At 52.5% G+C, this 19670-nt stretch carries 19 protein-coding genes; 16 read left to right on the top strand and 3 right to left on the bottom strand.

Annotated features, from left to right (window positions below; all coding sequences use genetic code 11):
* The 16 genes from ABYP33_RS07510 to ABYP33_RS07435 form a co-directional block, all read left to right on the top strand.
* Nucleotides 1-496: glutamate ligase domain-containing protein (locus tag ABYP33_RS07510; protein WP_373090034.1), on the top strand; the 496-nt coding region annotated here is incomplete at its 5' end.
* On the top strand, nucleotides 493-1092 hold the full coding sequence (locus ABYP33_RS07505) for a flavin prenyltransferase UbiX (RefSeq protein ID WP_373090032.1): 600 nt from the start codon (nucleotides 493-495) through the stop codon (nucleotides 1090-1092). The genes ABYP33_RS07510 and ABYP33_RS07505, both read left to right, overlap by 4 nt.
* Before the next feature lie 62 nt (nucleotides 1093-1154).
* Nucleotides 1155-3704 (top strand): RND family transporter, encoded by a 2550-nt coding sequence (locus tag ABYP33_RS07500; RefSeq protein ID WP_373090030.1) that lies wholly within the window; start codon nucleotides 1155-1157, stop codon nucleotides 3702-3704.
* Nucleotides 3697-4314: an LON peptidase substrate-binding domain-containing protein gene (locus ABYP33_RS07495; protein WP_373090028.1), complete on the top strand. Its 618-nt coding sequence runs from the start codon at nucleotides 3697-3699 to the stop codon at nucleotides 4312-4314. Before ABYP33_RS07500 ends, ABYP33_RS07495 begins: the two co-directional genes overlap by 8 nt.
* Nucleotides 4315-4466: 152 nt before the next feature.
* Nucleotides 4467-5723, top strand: a complete 1257-nt coding sequence (locus ABYP33_RS07490; protein WP_373090026.1) for a glutamate-5-semialdehyde dehydrogenase — start codon at nucleotides 4467-4469, stop codon at nucleotides 5721-5723.
* On the top strand, nucleotides 5724-6383 hold the full coding sequence (gene nadD / locus ABYP33_RS07485) for a nicotinate-nucleotide adenylyltransferase (RefSeq protein ID WP_373090024.1): 660 nt from the start codon (nucleotides 5724-5726) through the stop codon (nucleotides 6381-6383).
* Between the two features lie 22 nt (nucleotides 6384-6405).
* Nucleotides 6406-6750: a ribosome silencing factor gene (gene rsfS, locus ABYP33_RS07480; RefSeq protein WP_373090021.1), complete on the top strand. Its 345-nt coding sequence runs from the start codon at nucleotides 6406-6408 to the stop codon at nucleotides 6748-6750.
* Nucleotides 6740-7207 carry a 23S rRNA (pseudouridine(1915)-N(3))-methyltransferase RlmH gene (rlmH, locus tag ABYP33_RS07475; RefSeq protein ID WP_373090019.1) on the top strand — a complete coding sequence of 156 codons (468 nt, stop codon included), beginning with the start codon at nucleotides 6740-6742 and terminating at the stop codon, nucleotides 7205-7207. Before rsfS ends, rlmH begins: the two co-directional genes overlap by 11 nt.
* A 10-nt stretch (nucleotides 7208-7217) precedes the next feature.
* On the top strand, nucleotides 7218-9101 hold the full coding sequence (gene mrdA, locus ABYP33_RS07470; RefSeq protein WP_373090017.1) for a penicillin-binding protein 2: 1884 nt from the start codon (nucleotides 7218-7220) through the stop codon (nucleotides 9099-9101).
* Nucleotides 9094-10239, top strand: a complete 1146-nt coding sequence (rodA, locus tag ABYP33_RS07465; RefSeq protein WP_373090015.1) for a rod shape-determining protein RodA — start codon at nucleotides 9094-9096, stop codon at nucleotides 10237-10239. The genes mrdA and rodA overlap by 8 nt, the downstream gene beginning before the upstream one ends.
* A 41-nt stretch (nucleotides 10240-10280) precedes the next feature.
* Nucleotides 10281-11273: a lytic murein transglycosylase B gene (mltB, locus tag ABYP33_RS07460; RefSeq protein ID WP_373090038.1), complete on the top strand. Its 993-nt coding sequence runs from the start codon at nucleotides 10281-10283 to the stop codon at nucleotides 11271-11273.
* Entirely contained in the window at nucleotides 11270-12130 is an 861-nt protein-coding gene (locus ABYP33_RS07455) for a septal ring lytic transglycosylase RlpA family protein (RefSeq protein ID WP_373090012.1), read from the top strand. The genes mltB and ABYP33_RS07455 overlap by 4 nt, the downstream gene beginning before the upstream one ends.
* 28 nt (nucleotides 12131-12158) lie before the next feature.
* Nucleotides 12159-13322: a D-alanyl-D-alanine carboxypeptidase family protein gene (locus ABYP33_RS07450; protein WP_373090036.1), complete on the top strand. Its 1164-nt coding sequence runs from the start codon at nucleotides 12159-12161 to the stop codon at nucleotides 13320-13322.
* Nucleotides 13323-13380: 58 nt separating this feature from the next.
* On the top strand, nucleotides 13381-13647 hold the full coding sequence (locus tag ABYP33_RS07445; RefSeq protein ID WP_373090010.1) for a YbeD family protein: 267 nt from the start codon (nucleotides 13381-13383) through the stop codon (nucleotides 13645-13647).
* Complete coding sequence (gene lipB, locus ABYP33_RS07440) at nucleotides 13647-14324, top strand: lipoyl(octanoyl) transferase LipB (RefSeq protein WP_373090008.1); 678 nt, start codon at nucleotides 13647-13649, stop codon at nucleotides 14322-14324. Before ABYP33_RS07445 ends, lipB begins: the two co-directional genes overlap by 1 nt.
* Nucleotides 14325-14839: 515 nt before the next feature.
* A complete protein-coding gene (locus ABYP33_RS07435; protein ID WP_373090006.1) occupies nucleotides 14840-15670 on the top strand; it encodes a hypothetical protein in 831 nt (276 codons plus the stop codon).
* Between the two features lie 7 nt (nucleotides 15671-15677).
* Here ABYP33_RS07435 and holA read toward each other — a convergent pair whose 3' ends face one another.
* The 3 genes from holA to leuS are packed head-to-tail and all read right to left on the bottom strand — an operon-like array spanning nucleotide 15678 to nucleotide 19670.
* Nucleotides 15678-16703 carry a DNA polymerase III subunit delta gene (gene holA / locus ABYP33_RS07430; RefSeq protein ID WP_373090004.1) on the bottom strand — a complete coding sequence of 342 codons (1026 nt, stop codon included), beginning with the start codon at nucleotides 16701-16703 and terminating at the stop codon, nucleotides 15678-15680.
* The gene (lptE, locus tag ABYP33_RS07425; protein WP_373090002.1) at nucleotides 16703-17221 is read right to left on the bottom strand and encodes an LPS assembly lipoprotein LptE; all 519 of its coding nucleotides are present in this window, start codon (nucleotides 17219-17221) and stop codon (nucleotides 16703-16705) included. The genes holA and lptE overlap by 1 nt, the downstream gene beginning before the upstream one ends.
* Nucleotides 17211-19670, bottom strand: coding sequence for a leucine--tRNA ligase (leuS, locus tag ABYP33_RS07420; protein ID WP_373090000.1), 2460 nt, complete (start codon nucleotides 19668-19670; stop codon nucleotides 17211-17213). Before leuS ends, lptE begins: the two co-directional genes overlap by 11 nt.

Below are 19670 nucleotides of genomic sequence, written 5' to 3'. Positions count from 1 at the left end.
CCATATTGGTGTTCAGCCCAAAGATGGTATTGATGCTTTATGCCAGTTTCAGGGTGTTAAGCGGCGTATGGAGTTACTTGCCACAGTGGCGGGAATTACCGTGTACGATGATTTCGCTCACCACCCCACGGCGATTGCGACAACCTTGCAGGGCCTGCGGGGACGGGTGGCAGAGGGAAGAATTATTGCCTTGATAGAACCACGCTCCAATACCATGCGTTTGGGTATCTATAAAGATCGCTTGGCGCCTGCAGTAGCATGTGCAGACGAAGTGATTTGGTATCAGCCGCCGGGCTTAAATTGGTCCTTAGACTCAGTGATTGCGGACAGCGCAACACCAGCGCGGTTGAGCGTGGATCTTGAGCAAACCATTGCCGAACTCAGTGCTAGCTTAAAGGCAGGGGATCACGTGGTGATTATGAGTAACGGCGGCTTTGGTGGTGTACATCAGAGCTTGATAAAGGCGCTGCGCAAGCGCTGGGAGGCGTCGCAATGAAATCGGTTACGCTGGCGATGACTGGCGCCTCTGGCGCGCAATATGGTTTGCGGCTGCTGGAATGTCTGTTGGCAGCGGGCTGCGAGGTGCATTTTATGATTTCCAAGGCGGCGCTGTTAGTTGTGGCGACGGAAACCGAGGAGACCCTGCCGGCCAAGCCTGCGGCGTTGTCGCGCTATTTGTGCGAGCGCTTTCAATGTACGCCGGAACAACTTAAGGTGCATGGCCCTGAAGACTGGATGGCGCCAGTGGCTTCTGGCAGCGGTGCGCCGAGCGCCATGGTGGTGTGCCCGGCCAGTACCGGTACGCTGTCTGCCATTGCCTGCGGAGCAAGTAATAATTTAATTGAACGCGCCGCCGATGTCGCGCTCAAAGAGCGCCGCCAATTGATTTTGGTGCCCAGAGAAATGCCCTTATCGGCAATTCATTTGCAGCATATGCTCAGCCTGACGCAAATGGGTGCGACGGTGATGCCCGCGTCGCCTGGCTTCTACCGCAAGCCCCAAAGCGTGGCTGATGTGATTGATTTTGTGGTGGCGAGAATTTTGGATCACCTTGGCGTGGCGCAGGAATTAGTGCCGCGCTGGGGCGAATAAAGAATAAGGTTTTAAAAATCGGACGCGCCTGCGAGGCGACTAACCAAGCTTAAGGGTTAAATATGAGTGGAATGCTGCTGTCGATTTACCAACGCGTAATACTGCGTAATGCATTTTGGGTTTTGGCGATATTGCTTGCTATAGTCGGCTGGTTGGGGAGCTATATTCCCACCTTGCAGCTTGACGCTTCCGCTGATGCCTTGGTACTAGAGGGCGACGAGTCGCTGGCCTATTACCGTGATATCAGTAAACGTTACGGTTCCGAAGACTTCCTGTTGGTGACGTATCAACCGCAGGCCGATTTGTTTGCCCCAGAGCAGTTGCAGACGCTTGGCGAACTGCGTGACCGCCTGGCGGAATTACCGAATGTCTCTAATGTAACCTCGATACTGGACGTGCCTTTACTGGAGAGTCCGCGGGTGTCGCTGAGTCAGGTCACGGCGGGAGAGATTCCGACCCTGCGTACGCCGGGTATTGATATGGACATGGTCCGCGAAGAGCTCGCAACCAGTCCGATTTACAAATCTTTACTGACCAGTACTGACGGCAGCACCACTGCAATTCAGGTCAATATTCAGCGCGACGAGCGTTATTATGAACTGCTAAATCAACGCGACGCGCTGCGCGTCAAGGCTGCGGCGGAAACCATTAGCGCTGACGAACAGGCAACGTTGGATGATTTAGAAAAGACCTTCGCAGATTACACGGCCGAGGCCCACGAGCGGCAGGCTAAGTTAGTTGCCTTGGCGCGGGACATTGTTAAGGATTATCGCGGCGATGCCACGGTGTTTCTCGGTGGTGTCCCGATGATCGCGGTGGATATGATTGCCTTTGTTAAAAGCGATTTGCGGGTGTTTGGCGCTGGCATACTGCTGTTTATTGTGGTGTTGTTGACGGTGATTTTCCGTCGTCTGCGCTGGGTGCTAATTCCCCTGTCGACCTGTGTCTTGAATGTGGTCTTTATGCTCGGTCTGCTGAGTTTTCTCGACTGGCGGCTGACCGTTATCTCCGCGAATTTTGTGGCTTTGCTGTTGATTATTACCCTGTCGGTCACCATTCATCTTGTGGTGCGTTACCGAGAGTATTCTGCTGCGCAGCCAGAGGCGGATCAATTTAGCTTGGTCTCGCAAACCACCGCGATTATGGCCATGCCATGCTTGTACACCACGTTAACGACCTTGGTGGCGTTTGCCTCCTTGGTAGTTAGTGGTATTCGTCCGGTAATTGATTTTGGCTGGATGATGACCATTGGTGTGGTGTCGGCACTGGTGTTGACCTTTATTGTTATGCCCTGCGCAATGATGCTTATGAAGCGCCACAACGAAAAGGGCGGTTCGGATGATAGCGCGGCATTTACGCGGTATTTTGCCGTGGCTACCGAGCGCTTTGGGCGCACCGTGGTCGTGGTGTCTACCGGGCTCTTGCTGCTGAGTGTGTGGGGTATTACTCAGCTCAAAGTCGAAAACCGCTTTATTGACTACTTCCACGATACCACTGAAATTTATCAGGGTATGGAAACGATTGACGCTGAGTTGGGGGGCACTATTCCTCTCGATATTATATTAGATCTGCCCAAGGAAGATCCCGTCGCCGAGAAGGCTGTAAATAGCGGCAGTGATGATTTTGACGATTTCAGTAACGATTTTGCCAATGACTTTGCCGATGATTTCGGCGATTTTGGTGATGCAGGTGCTGCTCAGAGCGAGTGGTTCACCGTTGCCGGTTTGCAGCGAATTCAATCGGTACACAACTATGTTGACGGTTTGCCAGAGACCGGCAAGGTGCTGTCGCTGTCGACCTTTTATGAATTGATGCAGATTATTATGGGCAATGTCGACGACTTGCAATTGGCGCTGGCTCAGCGCTCGTTGCCGGAGTCGATTTCGTCCATTTTGATTGATCCCTATATGTCGACAGAAGTCGATCAAGTGCGCATCAGTGTGCGGGTTAAAGAAACAAGTCGCACCCTGAATCGCAATCAGCTATTGATTGATATTGAAGATCATTTGGTGAATGAGTTGGGCTTTGCGCCGGAGCAAGTGCACTTAACCGGTATGTTAGTTTTATACAATAATATGCTGCAAAGCCTGTTTACCTCGCAGATTATGACCTTGAGCGCGGTATTTGTCGCCATACTGGCCATGTTTATGGTGTTATTCCGCTCATTGAGCCTGGCGCTTATTGCCCTCGCGCCCAATTTATTGGCGGCCGGCGCCGTATTGGGCGGTATGGGTTTGGCGGGTATTCCGCTTGACATGATGACAATTACCATTGCGGCGATTACCGTGGGTATTGGTGTGGATAACACCATTCACTATGTGCATCGCTTTAAACAAGAATTTCCGACTGACCGCAATTACTTGGCAACCATGTACCGCTGTCACGCCAGTATTGGTAGGGCAATGTATTACACCTCGAGTATTATTATTTTTGGTTTCTCGATTCTGGCCTTGTCTAATTTTACGCCAAGTATTTATTTTGGTTTGTTAACCGGCTTGGCGATGCTGGCGGCATTGCTGGGCGCCATGTTGTTGCTGCCAAAGCTGCTGTTGGTGATTAAACCTTTAGGCCCTGAAATAGCCATAGAAAAGGCTGCGGATAAGAATGTCTGACTTAGGTTCGAGTGCGGTAGCAGAGCTACCGCTATTTCCCTTAAGCACGGTGTTGCTGCCTGGTGGTCGCATGGGCTTGCGGATTTTTGAGCGTCGTTACCTCGACTTGATTCGCGATACCATGCGCAATCAGCAGAGCTTCGGCGTCGTTTGGTTGGCCGAGGGTGGCGCCGAGGTGCTTAAGCCGGGAGAGCGGCAAGCGACCTTGGCGCAAATCGGCACTGAAGCGCATATTGCTGACTGGGATCAACTCCCAGATGGCTTGCTGGGGGTTGTGGTTGAGGGCGGTCGTCGCTTTCAGTTGGCGTCGGCTCGTCAGGACGATACTGGTCTGTATATAGGCGAAGTCAGCTGGCTGACTGAGCAGGAAGATATCGCGCTGCCGTCGCGTAGCACTGAGTTACATGAATTGTTGCAGCAGTTGGGCAGCCACCCCCATGTACAGCGTTTAGGAATGCAGCTAAATGTGGAGACAGCGGGTGCTTTGGCCAACAGTTTGGCGCAATTACTGCCATTGCCCGCCGCCGACGCTTACCAAATTCTTGGTATCGACGCGCCGTTGGCACGTTTAGATGCCCTTCACGATATTTTGGATGCGCTGTCGAGCTAGTAAAGCTAACCGACGGCACTCTGTACATATTGTCGATAGTGAGTCCTTTTCCAATCCGTTATACTAGCGGTCATTTTTCGTTCTCCTATTATGTGGGAATTAGCAGGTATTGACCTTCGCGATAGCGCGTAGGTGAGAGGATTAGAAGGCTCATGGATATTAAGCAGTATATGAATCAGCTGGGGCGTCAGGCGCGGCTTGCTGCGCGGCTGGTGGCAGCGGCTGATACCGGCGTTAAAAATCGCGCCCTGCTGGCGATTGCTGCGGCAGTAGACGCTAGGCGCGACGCTATTCTTGCCGCCAATGCCAAAGACGTCGCGGCGGGTGAGGCCTCTGGTCTCGACGCGGCATTACTGGATCGTTTGGCGCTCAATGCCGCTGGTATCGCCGGTATTATTGAAGGCTTGACTCAAGTTGCTGCGCTGGCTGACCCGGTTGGCGCCATCACTGATTTAAACTACCGGCCCAGTGGAATTCAGGTTGGTAAAATGCGGGTGCCGTTGGGCGTTATTGGCATTATTTATGAGTCTCGCCCCAATGTGACCGTTGAGGCAGCCAGTTTGTGCTTAAAATCAGGGAATGCGGCGATTCTGCGTGGCGGCTCTGAAGCGATTCACTCAAATCAAGCTCTCGCTGCGTGTATTCGCGAAGGCCTAGTGGCGGCTGGCCTGCCGGAGCATGCTGTTCAGGTACTGGAAACCACGGATCGCGCGGCGGTCGGTGAATTGATTACCATGCCTGAGTATGTTGACGTGGTTGTGCCCCGAGGCGGCAAGGGCTTAATAGAGCGTATTGCCCGAGACGCCACGGTAACCGTGATTAAACACCTTGATGGCATTTGTCATGTTTATATTGATGACGCCGCCGATGCTGAAAAAGCATTGGCAATTGCAGTGAACGCCAAAACCCATCGCTATGGTACCTGCAACACCATGGAAACCTTGTTGATAGCCGAGAGTCGCGCTGAAGAGTTACTGCCCGCCATTGCCGATGCTTTGTTGGCAAAGGGCGTTGAGTTGCGCGGCTGCCCGCACACCCGGCAGATTTTGATGGGGGCGGTAGAGGCTAGCGAGGAGGATTGGGGTACAGAGTATTTGGCCGCCATACTGTCTATCAAAGTGGTGGCTGATGTCGATGAGGCTATGGATCATATCGCCAGTTATAGCTCTGCCCATACCGAATCCATCGTGACTGAAAATTACACTACCGGCCGTCGCTTTTTGCGCGAAGTGGATTCTAGTTCGGTAATGATTAATGCCTCGACGCGGTTTGCCGACGGTTTTGAATATGGTTTGGGCGCGGAAATTGGTATTTCCACCGACAAAATACATGCTCGTGGCCCCGTAGGGCTGGAAGGTTTGACCTCGCAGAAGTACGTGGTACTCGGCGATGGCCATATTCGTCGTTAAATGACCGACTCGCATAAGGCTACTGCGTCGCTGGCGATTTTTGGTGGCACTTTTGACCCCATTCATCACGGTCATCTGCGGTCGGCGATAGAAATTAAAGAAGCATTGGGTGTTGATGAGTTGGCGTTATTGCCGAGTCATCGGCCGCCATTGCGGGGGCAGCCCGGTGCCGATAGCGCCCAGCGCTTGGCGATGGTTAGCGCTGCCGTCGCCGGGGAGCCGGGTTTGGCTGTCGACGGACGTGAATTATTGCGGGAAACCCCGTCGTATACCGTTGATACCTTGCGGGAGTTGCGTGCTGAACGTGGCACCGAGGTCTCGATTACGGTGATTATGGGCAGTGATGCGTTTAATCAGTTGCAGCGCTGGCGCGATTGGCAGTCGCTGTTTCGTTTGGCGAATGTATTGGTTTTGCATCGCGCCGCACATCCTTTAGCAATGGATGCGCAGGTGGCGAATTTTGTGGCTGATCGCAAGCTTGCCTCAGCATCGGCACTGACAGCGCACAGTGCCGGTGGGTTTTATGACACAGGTTTGATTCAGTTGCCGATCTCGGCTACTGATATCCGCCGGCGCCTGGCCTCAGGGAGGTCAATTCGTTACCTTGTTCCCGACGTTGTCGCGGACTATATCGCTGAACACGGTTTATATACACAGTGAAATACATAGGAATACCCGTTTGATGAACGCTGAACAACTCCAAAAGCTGGTGCAGAAAGCCCTTGACGATGTAAAAGGCCGAGATATTGTGACCCTAGATGTGCGCGGCATGAGTGGCGTTACTGACTATATGGTGGTGTGCAGTGGCACTTCGAATCGTCATGTAAAATCCTTGGCAGACAATGTATGGGTTGAGACCAAAAAGCAGAATGTGGTGCCGATCGGCATGGAAGGCCAAGATAGCGGTGAATGGGTGTTGGTCGATTTAGGCGATGTGGTAGTGCACGTGATGTTGCCAGAAGCTCGCTTGTTTTATGATCTTGAGCGTCTGTGGCAAGTGCCAGAGCCGGGAACTGATGAGAGTTAGTTTAATCTGCATAGGCACTAAAATGCCGGCTTGGGTCGAGGAGGGGGTTGCGGAATACCGCAAGCGCCTGCCCGCCGAGATTCAGTTTGATATTAAAGAATTGCCCCTTCCTAAGCGGGGCAAGAATACCGATATTCGCCGTGCTATTGCCCAAGAAGGGGACGCGATGACAGCGGCAATTCCCGCCGGCGATCGCGTCATCGCCCTCGACGTATTGGGTAAGGCCGTCAGCACTGAAAGCTTGGCTGAGGCCTTGGCAAACTGGCAAATGGACGGCGACAATATCAGTATCTTGGTCGGCGGCCCCGATGGTCTCAGTCCGGCGTGTTTGGCTTTCGCTAGGCAAAAATGGTCGCTGTCAGCCATGACTCTTCCTCATCCACTGGTTAGGGTATTGTTTGCCGAGCAGCTCTACCGGGCGTGGACAATTAATAATAACCATCCCTATCACCGCTGATGACTGTGTCATGACTAGGCGCCAACAGCTTAAAAACACGCACTATGAACGCCGGGTTTACCGCCATCGGGTGGCGATTTCCATTATATTCGTAGTGATAATGATATCGATTTTGGTTGCCCGTTATGGGCAGTTACAAATCGCCGATTACAATATTTACAAAACTCAGTCTGACCGCAATCGTATTCAGCTGTTACCCATCGCACCCAAGCGCGGTTTGATTTTTGATCGTAATGGCGTGTTATTGGCTGAAAATATTCCCAGCTATACCTTAACCGTCGTTAAGGAACGCCTTGCGTCGCTGGATGAAACCTTGGCCATTATTAGAGAGCTGATTCCCCTTGCCGACGAGGATATTGAACAGTTTCGCAAGCGCTTGAGTCGGCGCAGACCCTATGAAGCAGTGCCGCTGAAATTTCGCGTTAGTGATGCGGAAATTGCTAAGATTGCGGTTAATCGCTACCGCATTCCCGGGGTGGAAATTGACGCGCAATTGGTGCGGCACTATCCCCACGGCGAGCTATTTGCGCATGTGCTGGGTTATGTTGCGCGGATCAGCGAGCGTGAGCTTGACGAGATCGACCCCGTTAATTACAGCGGGACCCACTATATCGGTAAAATCGGTCTGGAAAAATATTACGAAGAGTTGCTGCACGGCACAGTAGGGTACCAAAACGTTGAGAGTAATGCCCACGGCCGTATATTGCGAGTGTTAGAGCGCCATGACCCCCAGCCGGGTGGCGATATTCATCTCAGTGTTGACGCCTATGTTCAGCAGGTTGCGTTTGAAGCGCTAAAAGGTCAGCGTGGCGCGATAGTGGCAATGGACCCGAGCACGGGGGGGGTTATCGCGATGGTGAGCACCCCAAGCTATGACGCCAATTTATTTGTTAATGGTATTAGCAGCGCCGATTACAACGCCCTGCAAAATGACCCAGACTTACCCCTCTATAACCGCGCTTTACAAGGGCAGTATCCTCCGGCATCGACCATTAAGCCGATTTGGGGCTTGGCGGGTTTGCAGTATGGCATGGTGACGACAGCCACGCGTATTGCGGATCCGGGGTGGTTTACGCTACCCAACGACAGCCGTCGTTACCGAGATTGGAAGCGGGGTGGTCATGGCTATTCGGTAAATTTAGAGCAGGCCATTGTGCAATCCTGCGACGTCTATTTTTATGAGTTGGCGTACCGCTTGGGGATTGATCGACTTCACGATTTTGGCGCGCGCTTTGGTCTAGGCGTGCCCACTGGTATTGATAATACCAATGAGCGCAGTGGTTTATTGCCATCACGGGCGTGGAAGGAAGAGGTCCGCAATAGTCACTGGTATCCAGGCGAGACCATTAGCGTCGGCATTGGCCAGGGCTTTATGCTCGCTACGCCGCTGCAATTGGCGGTGGCGACATCGGTTATCGCGTCGCGAGGCGAGTTGCGCGCCCCGCGCTTGTTGGCGTCGGTTGACGGTGAAAAGGTTCTTGCGCCGCTGCTAGGTCGAATGGATGATGTGCCCGATGTTTATTGGGACGCCATCACCCAAGGGATGGAGCAGGTGGTGGCTGGCCCGTTGGGGACAGCGAGGGGCTTAAAAGCCGGCTTGACGTATCGAATGGCGGCTAAAACTGGTACCGCACAGGTTGTTGGTATCGCGGCCGGTGAAAAATACGACTCCAGTACGCTTCATAAGCGTAATTGGGATCACGCTTTATTTGTGGCCTTTGCTCCGGCGGAGGACCCGAAAATAGCCGTGTCGGTGATTATTGAGAATGGTGAGCATGGCGGCAGCGTTGCAGGCCCTGCTGCACGAAAAGTATTTGAGGCTTTTTTGGTCGGCGAACCTAAAACTGAACCAACGCCAATGGATATCACGCCTGAGGTATGGGTAGATGAATAATTCAGATTTTGTACGCCAGCTCCCCGGCAGTAACCGCAGTATTAGTAGTCAGCGCAGCATCAGTCAGCGTCTGCGTGTTGATATTCCGCTATTGCTGTTGTTATTGATATTGAGTGGTGTTGGTCTCGGTGTGCTTTACAGTGCCAGTGATGGCAGTGTGGACACGGTAGTACGTCAAGGGCGTTATTTGTCAGTCGCCTTTGTGGTGATGCTGCTGGTTGCCCAGCTCCACCCTGAGCAGTTGCAGCGCTGGGCGCCTTTCGCCTATATTGGCTGTGTTATGTTGTTATTGGCGGTGGATTTCGTCGGTGTGGGGGCTAAGGGTGCCCAGCGTTGGCTAGGCATCGGTGGTTTTCGTTTTCAGCCCTCGGAGATTGCCAAATTGGTGATGCCGATGGCTGTGGCGTGGTATTTGTCGACCCATCCGCTACCACCGAGCTTTCGCCACACCTTTATCAGTTTGGTTTTGATTCTAATTCCAACAGGGCTGATCGTTATTCAGCCCGATTTAGGTACGTCGATTTTGATCGCAACCTCGGGCTTTTTTGTGCTGTTTTTAGCCGGTATTAGCTGGAGTTTTATGTTTTCTTGCTTGGGCCTGCTGGCGATGATGGCTTATCCAATGTGGGAGTTTGTGCTCCACGACTACCAGCGTCAGCGCATTCTGACGATGCTCAACCCCGAAAGTGATAAGCTTGGCGCAGGTTGGAATATCATTCAGTCAAAAACCGCGATAGGCTCCGGCGGCTTTGAGGGCAAGGGCTGGCTGCTGGGCACCCAGTCGCATTTGGACTTTTTGCCAGAAAGTCACACCGATTTTATTATCGCGGTACTCGCTGAGGAATTCGGCCTGCGTGGGGTATTGCTGTTATTGTTACTCTATGGCTTGATCGTTAGTCGCGGTCTGTGGATCGCAAGTCAGGCAAAACAATGCTTCGGACGCTTATTAGGCGGGAGTATTATTCTCACTTTCTTTGTCTATGTCTTTGTGAACATGGGCATGGTCTCGGGTTTGCTGCCAGTGGTGGGTGTACCCCTACCACTGGTGAGTCAGGGCGGTACTTCACTGGTGACTCTATTGGTGGGGTTTGGGATTTTGATGGGTATTTGCGCCGATGAGCGCTTAGTACACCAGTAATAATAGGATTTACTGTGAAAAACCAATATAAATTAACAACGATGATAAAGCAGTTGTGCGGCGGCGTGGCTACCGCACTGTTACTTGCCAGCCCAAGCCTTGCCGATTATAGCGCTCATCCGGGTTCCGAGACGTTTATCAATACCATGGTCGAAAAGCATAATTTTGACCGTGATTGGGTGATCGGTGTGCTTAAGCAGGCCGAGCCAAAGCAGTCCATTTTAGATGCAATGGCACGTCCGGCGGAGTCGGTGATGACCTGGGGTCGTTACCGAAAAATATTTATTCAAGACTCGAGAGTTGATCAGGGCGCTGAGTTTTGGCGAGAGCACCGCGCCACATTAGCGCGTGCAGAGCGCGAATATGGCGTGCCAGCCTCGATGATCGTCGGCATTATTGGGGTAGAGACTCGGTACGGCCGTAATAAAGGCAGCTACCGCGTGGTTGATGCCTTGGCCACCCTAGGCTTTGACTTCCCGCGTCGCAGTAGCTTTTTCCTTGGCGAGCTCGAGGAATATCTGTTGATGGTGCGAGAGCAGAGCTTTGATCCCTTTGACCTTAAGGGCTCGTATGCTGGGGCCATGGGCTTTGGTCAGTTTATACCGAGCAGCTACCGCGCCTACGCCGTCGATTTTGATGGCGATGGCAAAATTGATATTGTCAACAACCCGGTGGATGCGATTGGCAGCGTGGCCAATTATTTCAAGCGTCACGGATGGCGTGCGGGCGAGCCGGTGGTCAGTGGTGCGGTTTTGAAGAAAAATGCCGATACCAGTTTGTTTAACGCGGGTCTCAAGCCGACAAAAACCGTGTTAGAGCTTAGTAAGGCGGGCATTGGTAGTGATCGCGCATTGCCGCCTGAGCTGAAAGCCACCGCGATGAAGCTCGACGGCGATGATGGTGATGAGTATTGGATTGGTTTGAAAAACTTTTACGTTATTACTCGTTATAACCATAGTGCGATGTATGCGATGGCGGCTTATCAGCTCAGTCAATTGATCGAAGCCAAGGTGAACGGGGTCGCTGGATCTTGAGTTTGCGCTTTACTTTTGCCTTTGCGATGCTCCTGCTACTGGCGGCCTGTGCGCCAGTAAGTCAGGTGCCAGATAGCGGCTCGCAAACGCCGGTGTCGGCAGCACCACAGCCCACTAATCACGGTCGCTACCAACAGCAATATGATGGTGCGCCGCTGGTTCGTCTCGATCCGGCGACCATTGTCGATGCCACGCCTCGGCACGAACCAATAAGGGCGTCGGGTAATACTAGCCCTTACGTGGTGAACGGCAAGGAATATACCTTGCTTGCCGATCACCGTCGCTACAAAGAGCGAGGTATCGCCTCGTGGTATGGCACTAAGTTTGACGGCCATGCGACCTCGAATGGCGAAACCTATAGTCTTTATGACATGAGTGCGGCCCACCGCACTTTGCCGATACCGGTGTATGTCAAAGTGACTAATTTACGCAATGGCCGCACCGCCGTTGTGCGGGTTAATGATCGTGGCCCCTTCCATTCAGATCGCATCATCGATTTGTCTTATGCGGCAGCGGTAAAATTGGGGTTTTCTGACCAAGGTACCGCACCGGTGGAAATTGAGATCATAGACACGGATAATAGCCACGTCGTCAGCGGCACAGAGGCGACTCGGTATTATTTGCAGGTTGGCGCATTTAAACAGCTGTCTTCGGCAACAGAATTACAGCGCAATTTAAGTGCTGGATTGGCCTATCCCGTATTGATTGCCAGCAGCGGTGGCAAACGCGGTAATGATTTGCATCGCGTGCGGGTCGGTCCGTTTGTTGATTATTCCTCAGCTCAAGCCGCCAAAAAAGTACTGAAGCAGCGCTGGTCGGGAGAGCCCCATTTGGTGGTTGAGACCAATGACTCCTAAATTGTTAACGAAAGTAGAAAAGGGAATTATGTTTAAACAACGATTTTTGGCATTTGCAGCAAGCGTAGTAGTGTCCTCCAGTGCCTTGTCCCAGGCGAACCTTATTCCTGCGGCGCCAAGTGTGGCGGCGTCAGCGTATTTGCTCATGGATGCGAACAGTGGCCAGGTGCTCATTGAACATAATGCGGACGAACGTGTACCGCCAGCGAGTTTGACCAAGTTGATGACCAGCTATGTGTTGTCATATGAGTTGGAGCGCGGTGAAGTTAGCAACGACGATATGGTCACCATAAGTAAAAATGCGTGGGCGCAAAATCCGATATTTAATGGTTCATCGTTGATGTGGATTGAAGTTGGCAAGCAAGTCGCGCTGCATGATCTGCATAAAGGAGTGGTGATTTCCTCCGGTAATGACGCCAGTGTCGCGGTAGCGGAGCATGTGGCCGGCAGTGAAGATGCGTTTGCTGGGATCATGAATCAGCACGCCGGTATGTTGGGTATGAGCAATAGCCATTTCACGAACTCCCATGGCCTGCCAGATCCAGAGCATTATACGTCGGCGCGGGACTTGGCATTGCTTGCCAGGGCGATTATTGGCTTTCCCCAAGAATATGCGCTGTATAGCGAAAAAGAGTTTATTTTTAACGGCATTCGTCAGAGTAACAGAAACGGCTTGTTGTGGAGCGACCCGAGTGTTGATGGTCTAAAAACCGGCCATACTGCGGAAGCGGGATATTGTCTGGTGACCTCAGCCAAGCGTGATGGCATGCGTTTGATTTCTGTTGTGATGGGCGCCAGTGGTGAGCGTGCTAGAGAGCGCGAAACGCAAAAATTACTGTCCTACGGTTTCCGCTATTTCGAAACACACCACCTCTATGCCGCAGGCAGTGAGCTGACCCGTAATAAAGTGTGGAAGGGTGATAGCGACTCGGTCATTTTAGGTGTGCAGAAAGATGTTTATATGACCATACCGCGGGGCAAGAGTGAAGCCCTTGACGCTCAGCTGATTGTTGACGAAGTGCTGACTGCGCCAATTGCCGCCGATGAAGAGTACGGTGAGCTAGTAGTTAGCTTGGACGGCGCTGAAAAAGTACGTGTACCCTTGGTGGCACTTGAGTCAGTAGATGAGGGCGGTATTTTCAAGCGCCTGTGGGATAGCATTGTGTTGTTCTTCATAAACTTGGTGTCTTAATTCGCCTTATCAGTTTCATAGAATGAGTAATGCGCCGCCCCGCGGCGCGGATGGCCTTATGAGTGAGAACCCCCCGTTATTAGAGTTTCCCTGCGCCTACCCGATCAAGGTCATAGGCAACGGTGGCGCGGAGCTACGCGAGCGCGTTATTGAAGTCATGCGTATCCACGCTGGTGATTTTGACGAAAGCCTTATCAGCGAGCGCGCCAGCAGTGAGGGGCGTTTTGTGTCGGTTACCGTGACGATTACCGCCACGGGCAAGCCCCAGTTAGATCGTATTTTTACGGATTTAAAAGCGACCGGTATTGTGAAAATGGTTCTGTAATGCGCCGTCCTGAAACAATATATGTACGTAAACTTGGTCGTCAGTCTTACGAGCCAGTGTGGCGTGCAATGCAGCATTACACCGATGTTCGTGATGGGAATAGCCCTGATGAATTGTGGTTTTTAGAGCACGACGCGGTATTTACTCAGGGCCAAGCGGGCAAGGCCGAACATATTTTGATGCCGGGTGATATTCCGGTGGTGCAGGTGGATCGCGGCGGGCAAGTAACTTACCACGGCCCCGGTCAGCTGGTCGGCTATGTGTTAATTGACTTGCGGCGCCTGAGTATTGGCATACGCGATTTGGTGACAGCCATTGAAACCAGTATTGTCGCGGTATTAGCCAAGCTGGGTATTGCTGCACATCCCCGTGCCGATGCGCCTGGGGTATATTTAGACAGCGGTGCCAAAATTGCTCAGCTGGGTTTGCGGGTGCGCAGGGGCGCAACTTTTCATGGCTTGAGCCTGAATATTGATATGGATTTAAGTGTGTTTTTACGCATTAACCCTTGTGGTCACCAAGGCATGGAAGTGACTGATATTCGGCGTCAGCGCGATATTGCGCCGCCGTCCCAGGCTGAACTGATTCAGGCTTTGAGCACAGAGTTAGCTGGGCGCTTAGGCTATACAAATTGTCAGGAGGCGAGCGAACACGCGCTGCCGGAAATATTCGGGTAATTATGACCCCTGAAGCTAATTAAGTTGGCGTCGAGATTATTCCGAAATCTGTGCGCAGGAACGTCGCCAAAAAAACCGTGCGGGGTGAGAAACTGTGTGGTGCTGATAAAGTTGCCCGCATCCCAATTAAGGTTATTTCCACACTGGAATTACCCGCAAAGCCGTCCTGGATTCGTGTAAAAATGCCTGCGGGACCATAAGTTGGCCGCATCTTATCAAGCAGGTAAGCAAATTGATGTAAGTTTGCTAAGAAATTTATAAGCCTCAGTTAGTGAGCTTGGCGGTCGCCGAGCTCACTAAAGTTATTCTCCTCATTTTAAACGTCGCCGCCACTTCACCCGATTTGTCGCGAGCTTATTTCTAGTATATTGTTAATTCGTAGATAAAATTATTATTCCCATCCTTGCGGCTTCTTTCGCTGTTATCACGTAATTCGCAGTAATTATATTTCGTATCTTCGTGGTTGGCGTGCTGTGCTGGTACTTGTGTTTGGTGTAAATAAGGATATTTCACTAATGAAAAGTAAAACAATCTCGACAGTACTACTCCTAATTATCTTATTAGTCGTCGTATTTGCGATTCCAAGCTTGCAAGAAGTTAGGCCCTCGAGCGGGGGCGATGGCCACATTGGCGAAGCCGCTTCCCCAGAGGGGCTGACCACCGCCGATACGCCTAAATTAGCGTCGTGGCCAGTTAATGAGGCTAGTGATATTGAGGAGTCACTCGCAATGGTCGGTAGCCCGATTTATGCTGATGAGGCGACGATCGAAGAGTCAACAGCCGCGCCACTGCTCCTGGCTCCGGCCTTTGATATGTATAAAGTCGTGCTTGGTGTTGACGAACAGCTCGCGCTGCCGGGCGAGCCAGCGAATTTGCGGATATGGATTGGCGACGACAGTTTTGCCCCGGATATTTCTTCGGGGATGAGTAGCGCTGAAGGGTCAATCGCCGCCTTGGGCGACTCAGCCCAAATTGAAGCCTACGCCCCTGCTTTTCGAATTGAACCAGACACAAGCAAATGTATTCGGATTCATCCCAGCGGCTCGGAAGTGCGCTTTAAATTGTATCCCCAGCACGCCGGTGAGTTTGCGGTAGGCGCAATAATCAATTTATTTGACTCCCCCGATTGCAGTGGCCCGCCGGTCCCGAAAACCACTACTGAACTAAAGGTTCAGGTGAAAGTGAATGTGGTTGGCTGGTTTCAGGGGCGACTCACTGAGTTGTGGGCTATATTTTGGGAGAATGCTTTAGAGTTTTGGGCAAGCTTGCTTGCTTTAATTTTCGCGACAGGCTTGTTTTTGGTGCGGGGAAAACTCAAAAAGTGGTTTGGTTTTAAGGCGGAATAACCGCCGGTTAGATGGCTGGGGTGATTAGCCGCTGGCCCGCCAAGGCCGATACTAAGTTGCTGAGCAGCAATTTAGCATTCTCGTCACTTTGGCCTTTTTGGGCGGCGTCGATACGAGTGGCGAGTTGCAGTAAGGCGCCTAATTGCCGAGTCTTTAAGCGTCTTAGGGTGTTTTTGTAGAGCCCTTTACGTTTGTCCCAAACTCGCTGGCTATCTAAGGCTTTGTCGACATTTTGACCTTGCTCAACTAATTGCGCGCAGGCGTAAAGGCCGCGAATTTCCCTGACGATGGCACCGAGCATAGCAATGTCTTCGCCGCCTTCGGCAAGAAGGCTATTGAGCATCTGCAGGGCCTTGCCCGCTTGCCCGGCTAGGGCGGCATCGATTAGTTTGAATACATCGTAGCGGGCGCTGCTGGCCACTGCGCTGGCCACCAATTCGGCGGTGATGGCTTGGTCGCCCACCAAAATCTTGAGTTTGGCGATTTCCTGATCTGCGGCAAGTAAATTACCCTCGACGCGGTCAGCTAATAATTGCGCGGCATCGGGCTCCGCCGTGAGATTCATGCTGCGCATACGCTGCATGATCCAGTTGCCTAGGTGTTGGCGCTCAACCGGCCATACTTGAATGACAACCCCCGCTGCATCTAGCGCCTTGACCCATTTGCTATTCATGCTGCGGCTGTCGAGCTTGCCACAACTCACCAGCAAAATATTACCGCCGTCGCTGAGCTGCAAATACTCTTGGAGAATAGCTGAGCTCTTTTGATCCATTTTGCTGCTACCTAAGCGCAGCTCAATCAGCTTGCGATCGGCGAATAGCGACATGGACTGCCCCGAATCGATTAACTGTCCCCAGTCAAAACCGCGTTCAACATTGAGTACTTCGCGCTCGTGAATCCCCTGTTTACGACAATATTGGCGAATGGTGTCGCAGCACTCTTGGGTAATCAGCAGTTCGTCACCGCAGACCAAATAGACCGATGCTAAATTTTTGTTGAGCTGTGCCGCTAATTGTTCGGGGCGTAACTTCATTAGGGCTGGGCTTGCATCTGATTTGACCAATATTCAACTTGGCGGGCGAGGCGAATACTGAGTTGCTCGCGCATTTCGGCGCGAACAATGGTTGATTCGGTTTCTTCGCCCACGGGGTTGTCGGGGTCATTTACAATGAGGCGGCGTTGCTGGAGGGTGTGAGGGCCCTTTAGGTTTTTGCCGTCGGGCGCTTGCAGCTCAACGCTGGCCGATTCATACAGCGCGTACTCTGCGTCGCGGGCTTCACGGTCTAATGCCGCGCTGCGCTTCTGTTCGTCGAGCAGCTTAATGACAACAATGAGTTTGGCTTCACCGCGTCGCTTAGTGACGGCGACATCATTTATTACAAACTGCCGCTTCAGCGATTGTTTCAGCTCTTGGCTGTCGCGCTCGGCACTGATGTACACCGGCTGCATATCAGCCGCCAAGCTCGTACTGCCGCGCAGCGCAAAGCCACAGGCTGCCAACGACAGGCAGGCGGCGACGCTCAGTAATAATCTCAGACGCTTAATTTGCAACGATATTCACCAATTTTTTAGGCACTAGGATTTCTTTGCGAATGGTTAAATCGCCAATAAAGCGTTTAACGTTTTCCTGCTCTCTAGCCAACTTTTTAATGGCGTCACCGTCGGCATCAATGGCAACCTCGATGGTAGCGCGTAATTTACCATTAACCTGTATTGCCATTTGAATGGTGTTGCGCACTAGCGCAGCATCGTCGACCTGGGGCCAAGGCGCGTCAATTACGGCCTCGCTGTGGCCCAAGTTAATCCACAGCTGGTGGCTGATATGAGGCACGATTGGCGCTAATAAACGCACCGCGGCCTCTAGGGCCTCACGCTCAACGGCCAAGCATTGCGGGCCTTGGGCTTGGAAGCGAGATACGTCGTTGATCAATTCCATCACTGCCGCAATGGCGGTGTTAAAGGTGAGGCGGCGACCGAAGTCGTCGCTGACCTTGGCAATAGTTTCATGGGTTTTGCGGCGCAAATCCTGCTGGGGTCCAGACAAATTCGCGGTATCCAGCGCTGCTGGGCTACCCGCTTCTAAATGCCGCGCGGCCAAGTTCCACAAACGTTTAAGGAAACGGTGGGCACCTTCAACCGCGCTGTCTGACCATTCCAAGCTCTGCTCCGGCGGCGCGGCAAACATAATGAACAAGCGCACGGTGTCGGCGCCGTACTGCTCGATTAACGCCTGAGGATCGACGGTATTGCCCTTGGACTTAGACATCTTGGTGCCGTCTTTTAGCACCATGCCCTGACAGAGCAGTTGTTTGAACGGCTCGTCAGAATTGATCAAGCCCTCGTCGCGCATCAGCTTGTGGAAGAAGCGTGCATATAACAAATGAAGTATGGCATGTTCGATGCCGCCCACGTATTGGTCTACCGGCAGCCAGTAATTGGCGCGGTCGGGGTCGAGCATGCCGTCTTCAAAGTCGGGGCAAGTAAATCGAGCGTAGTACCACGATGATTCCATAAAGGTGTCAAAGGTATCGGTCTCGCGTTCTACGGGCTCGCCGTCGAGTTCGTCTTTACGCCACTCAGTATCGGCTTTAATGGGCGACTGCACGCCGTCCATTTCGACGTCTTCGGGCAGGAGCATGGGCAGCTTGTGGGCGGGTACCGGAATCTCGCCGCCTTCGGGCAAATTAAACATGGGAATAGGCGCGCCCCAGTAGCGCTGACGGGAAACACCCCAGTCGCGCAGACGGTAATTGGTGGTGACGCGGCCTTTGTCGTGGGCGATGAGGGCATCGGAAATCGCGGTGAAGGCGGCGGTAAAATCGAGGCCGTCAAAGTCGCCGGAATTGATCAACACGCCTTTTTCGGTAAAAGCGGCGACATCGATGTCGATGGCTTCGTCATTGTTTGACGCAACAACTTGCTTGATGCCAAGGCCGTATTTTTTAGCAAATTCATAGTCGCGTTGGTCGTGGGCGGGCACGGCCATAACCGCGCCTGAGCCGTAATCCATCAGCACGTAATTGGCGATCCAGACCGGCACTAATTCGCCAGTTATCGGGTGGCGAGCTTGCAGGCCAGTGGCCATGCCGCGTTTTTCCATGGTCGCCATATCGGCTTCAGCAACCGAGCTATTGCGGCAGCTGTCGATAAAAGCAGCCAGTTCGCTATTGGTTTTAGCTACCTCAAGGGCAATGGGGTGTTCCGCCGCGAGGCTGACATAGGTCACGCCCATTAAGGTGTCGGGGCGGGTGGTGTACACCTCAAAACTGTCGGCACCGGCCACGGGGGCTTCTAGGTCAAAGCGCATTTGTACGCCTTGTGAGCGACCAATCCAGTTGCGCTGCATGGTTTTAACTTGCTCAGGCCAGCCGTCGAGCTGGTCTAGATCGTCTATGAGCTGTTCTGCGTAGCTGGTGATTTTAATAAACCACTGGGGGATTTCTTTGCGCTGCACTTGGGTGTCGCAGCGCCAGCAGCAGCCGTCAATAACTTGCTCATTGGCCAGCACGGTTTCGTCAACAGGACACCAGTTCACTGCCGAGGTCTTTTTGTAGACCATGCCTTTTTCGTAAAGGCGGGTGAAGAACCACTGCTCCCAGCGATAATAGTCGGGCTTGCAGGTGGCTAACTCGCGATTCCAGTCATAGGCAAAGCCAAGCTGCTTGAGCTGGTTGCGCATATAGGCGATGTTTTCGACGGTCCACATGGCGGGCGCGGTTTTGTTTTTAACGGCGGCGTTTTCAGCGGGCAGGCCAAATGCATCCCAACCCATTGGCTGTAGTACGTTTTTGCCAAGCATACGTTGATAGCGCGAGATAACGTCGGCAATGCTGTAATTGCGAACATGGCCCATATGGAGCTTGCCGCTGGGATAGGGAAACATGGCCAAGCAGTAGTATTTTTCGCGACTGGGATCGTCTACGGCGGTGAAGCTGCCTTGCTCATGCCAAAATTCTTGGGCAGCGGTTTCGATGTCGCGGGGGACGTATTGATGATCCAT

It is taken from the genome of Zhongshania sp., assembly GCF_041584495.1.
Classification (GTDB): domain Bacteria; phylum Pseudomonadota; class Gammaproteobacteria; order Pseudomonadales; family Spongiibacteraceae; genus Spongiibacter.
Note: the sequence above shows the minus strand (reverse complement) of the source record. Positions and strands in the feature narration are given on the sequence as shown.

Bases quoted from the DNA above. Each gene is read 5' to 3' on its own strand.
- ABYP33_RS07445 (WP_373090010.1), top strand. From the start codon at position 13,381: ATGAGTGAGAACCCCCCGTTATTAGAGTTTCCCTGCGCCTACCCGATC.
- leuS (WP_373090000.1), bottom strand. From the start codon at position 19,670: ATGGATCATCAATACGTCCCCCGCGACATCGAAACCGCTGCCCAAGAA.
- rsfS (WP_373090021.1), top strand. From the start codon at position 6,406: ATGAACGCTGAACAACTCCAAAAGCTGGTGCAGAAAGCCCTTGACGAT.
- rodA (WP_373090015.1), top strand. From the start codon at position 9,094: ATGAATAATTCAGATTTTGTACGCCAGCTCCCCGGCAGTAACCGCAGT.
- mltB (WP_373090038.1), top strand. From the start codon at position 10,281: ATGATAAAGCAGTTGTGCGGCGGCGTGGCTACCGCACTGTTACTTGCC.
- holA (WP_373090004.1), bottom strand. From the start codon at position 16,703: ATGAAGTTACGCCCCGAACAATTAGCGGCACAGCTCAACAAAAATTTA.
- lipB (WP_373090008.1), top strand. From the start codon at position 13,647: ATGCGCCGTCCTGAAACAATATATGTACGTAAACTTGGTCGTCAGTCT.
- ABYP33_RS07500 (WP_373090030.1), top strand. From the start codon at position 1,155: ATGAGTGGAATGCTGCTGTCGATTTACCAACGCGTAATACTGCGTAAT.
- ABYP33_RS07450 (WP_373090036.1), top strand. From the start codon at position 12,159: ATGTTTAAACAACGATTTTTGGCATTTGCAGCAAGCGTAGTAGTGTCC.
- mrdA (WP_373090017.1), top strand. From the start codon at position 7,218: ATGACTAGGCGCCAACAGCTTAAAAACACGCACTATGAACGCCGGGTT.
- ABYP33_RS07505 (WP_373090032.1), top strand. From the start codon at position 493: ATGAAATCGGTTACGCTGGCGATGACTGGCGCCTCTGGCGCGCAATAT.
- ABYP33_RS07490 (WP_373090026.1), top strand. From the start codon at position 4,467: ATGGATATTAAGCAGTATATGAATCAGCTGGGGCGTCAGGCGCGGCTT.
- ABYP33_RS07435 (WP_373090006.1), top strand. From the start codon at position 14,840: ATGAAAAGTAAAACAATCTCGACAGTACTACTCCTAATTATCTTATTA.
- ABYP33_RS07495 (WP_373090028.1), top strand. From the start codon at position 3,697: ATGTCTGACTTAGGTTCGAGTGCGGTAGCAGAGCTACCGCTATTTCCC.
- nadD (WP_373090024.1), top strand. From the start codon at position 5,724: ATGACCGACTCGCATAAGGCTACTGCGTCGCTGGCGATTTTTGGTGGC.
- rlmH (WP_373090019.1), top strand. From the start codon at position 6,740: ATGAGAGTTAGTTTAATCTGCATAGGCACTAAAATGCCGGCTTGGGTC.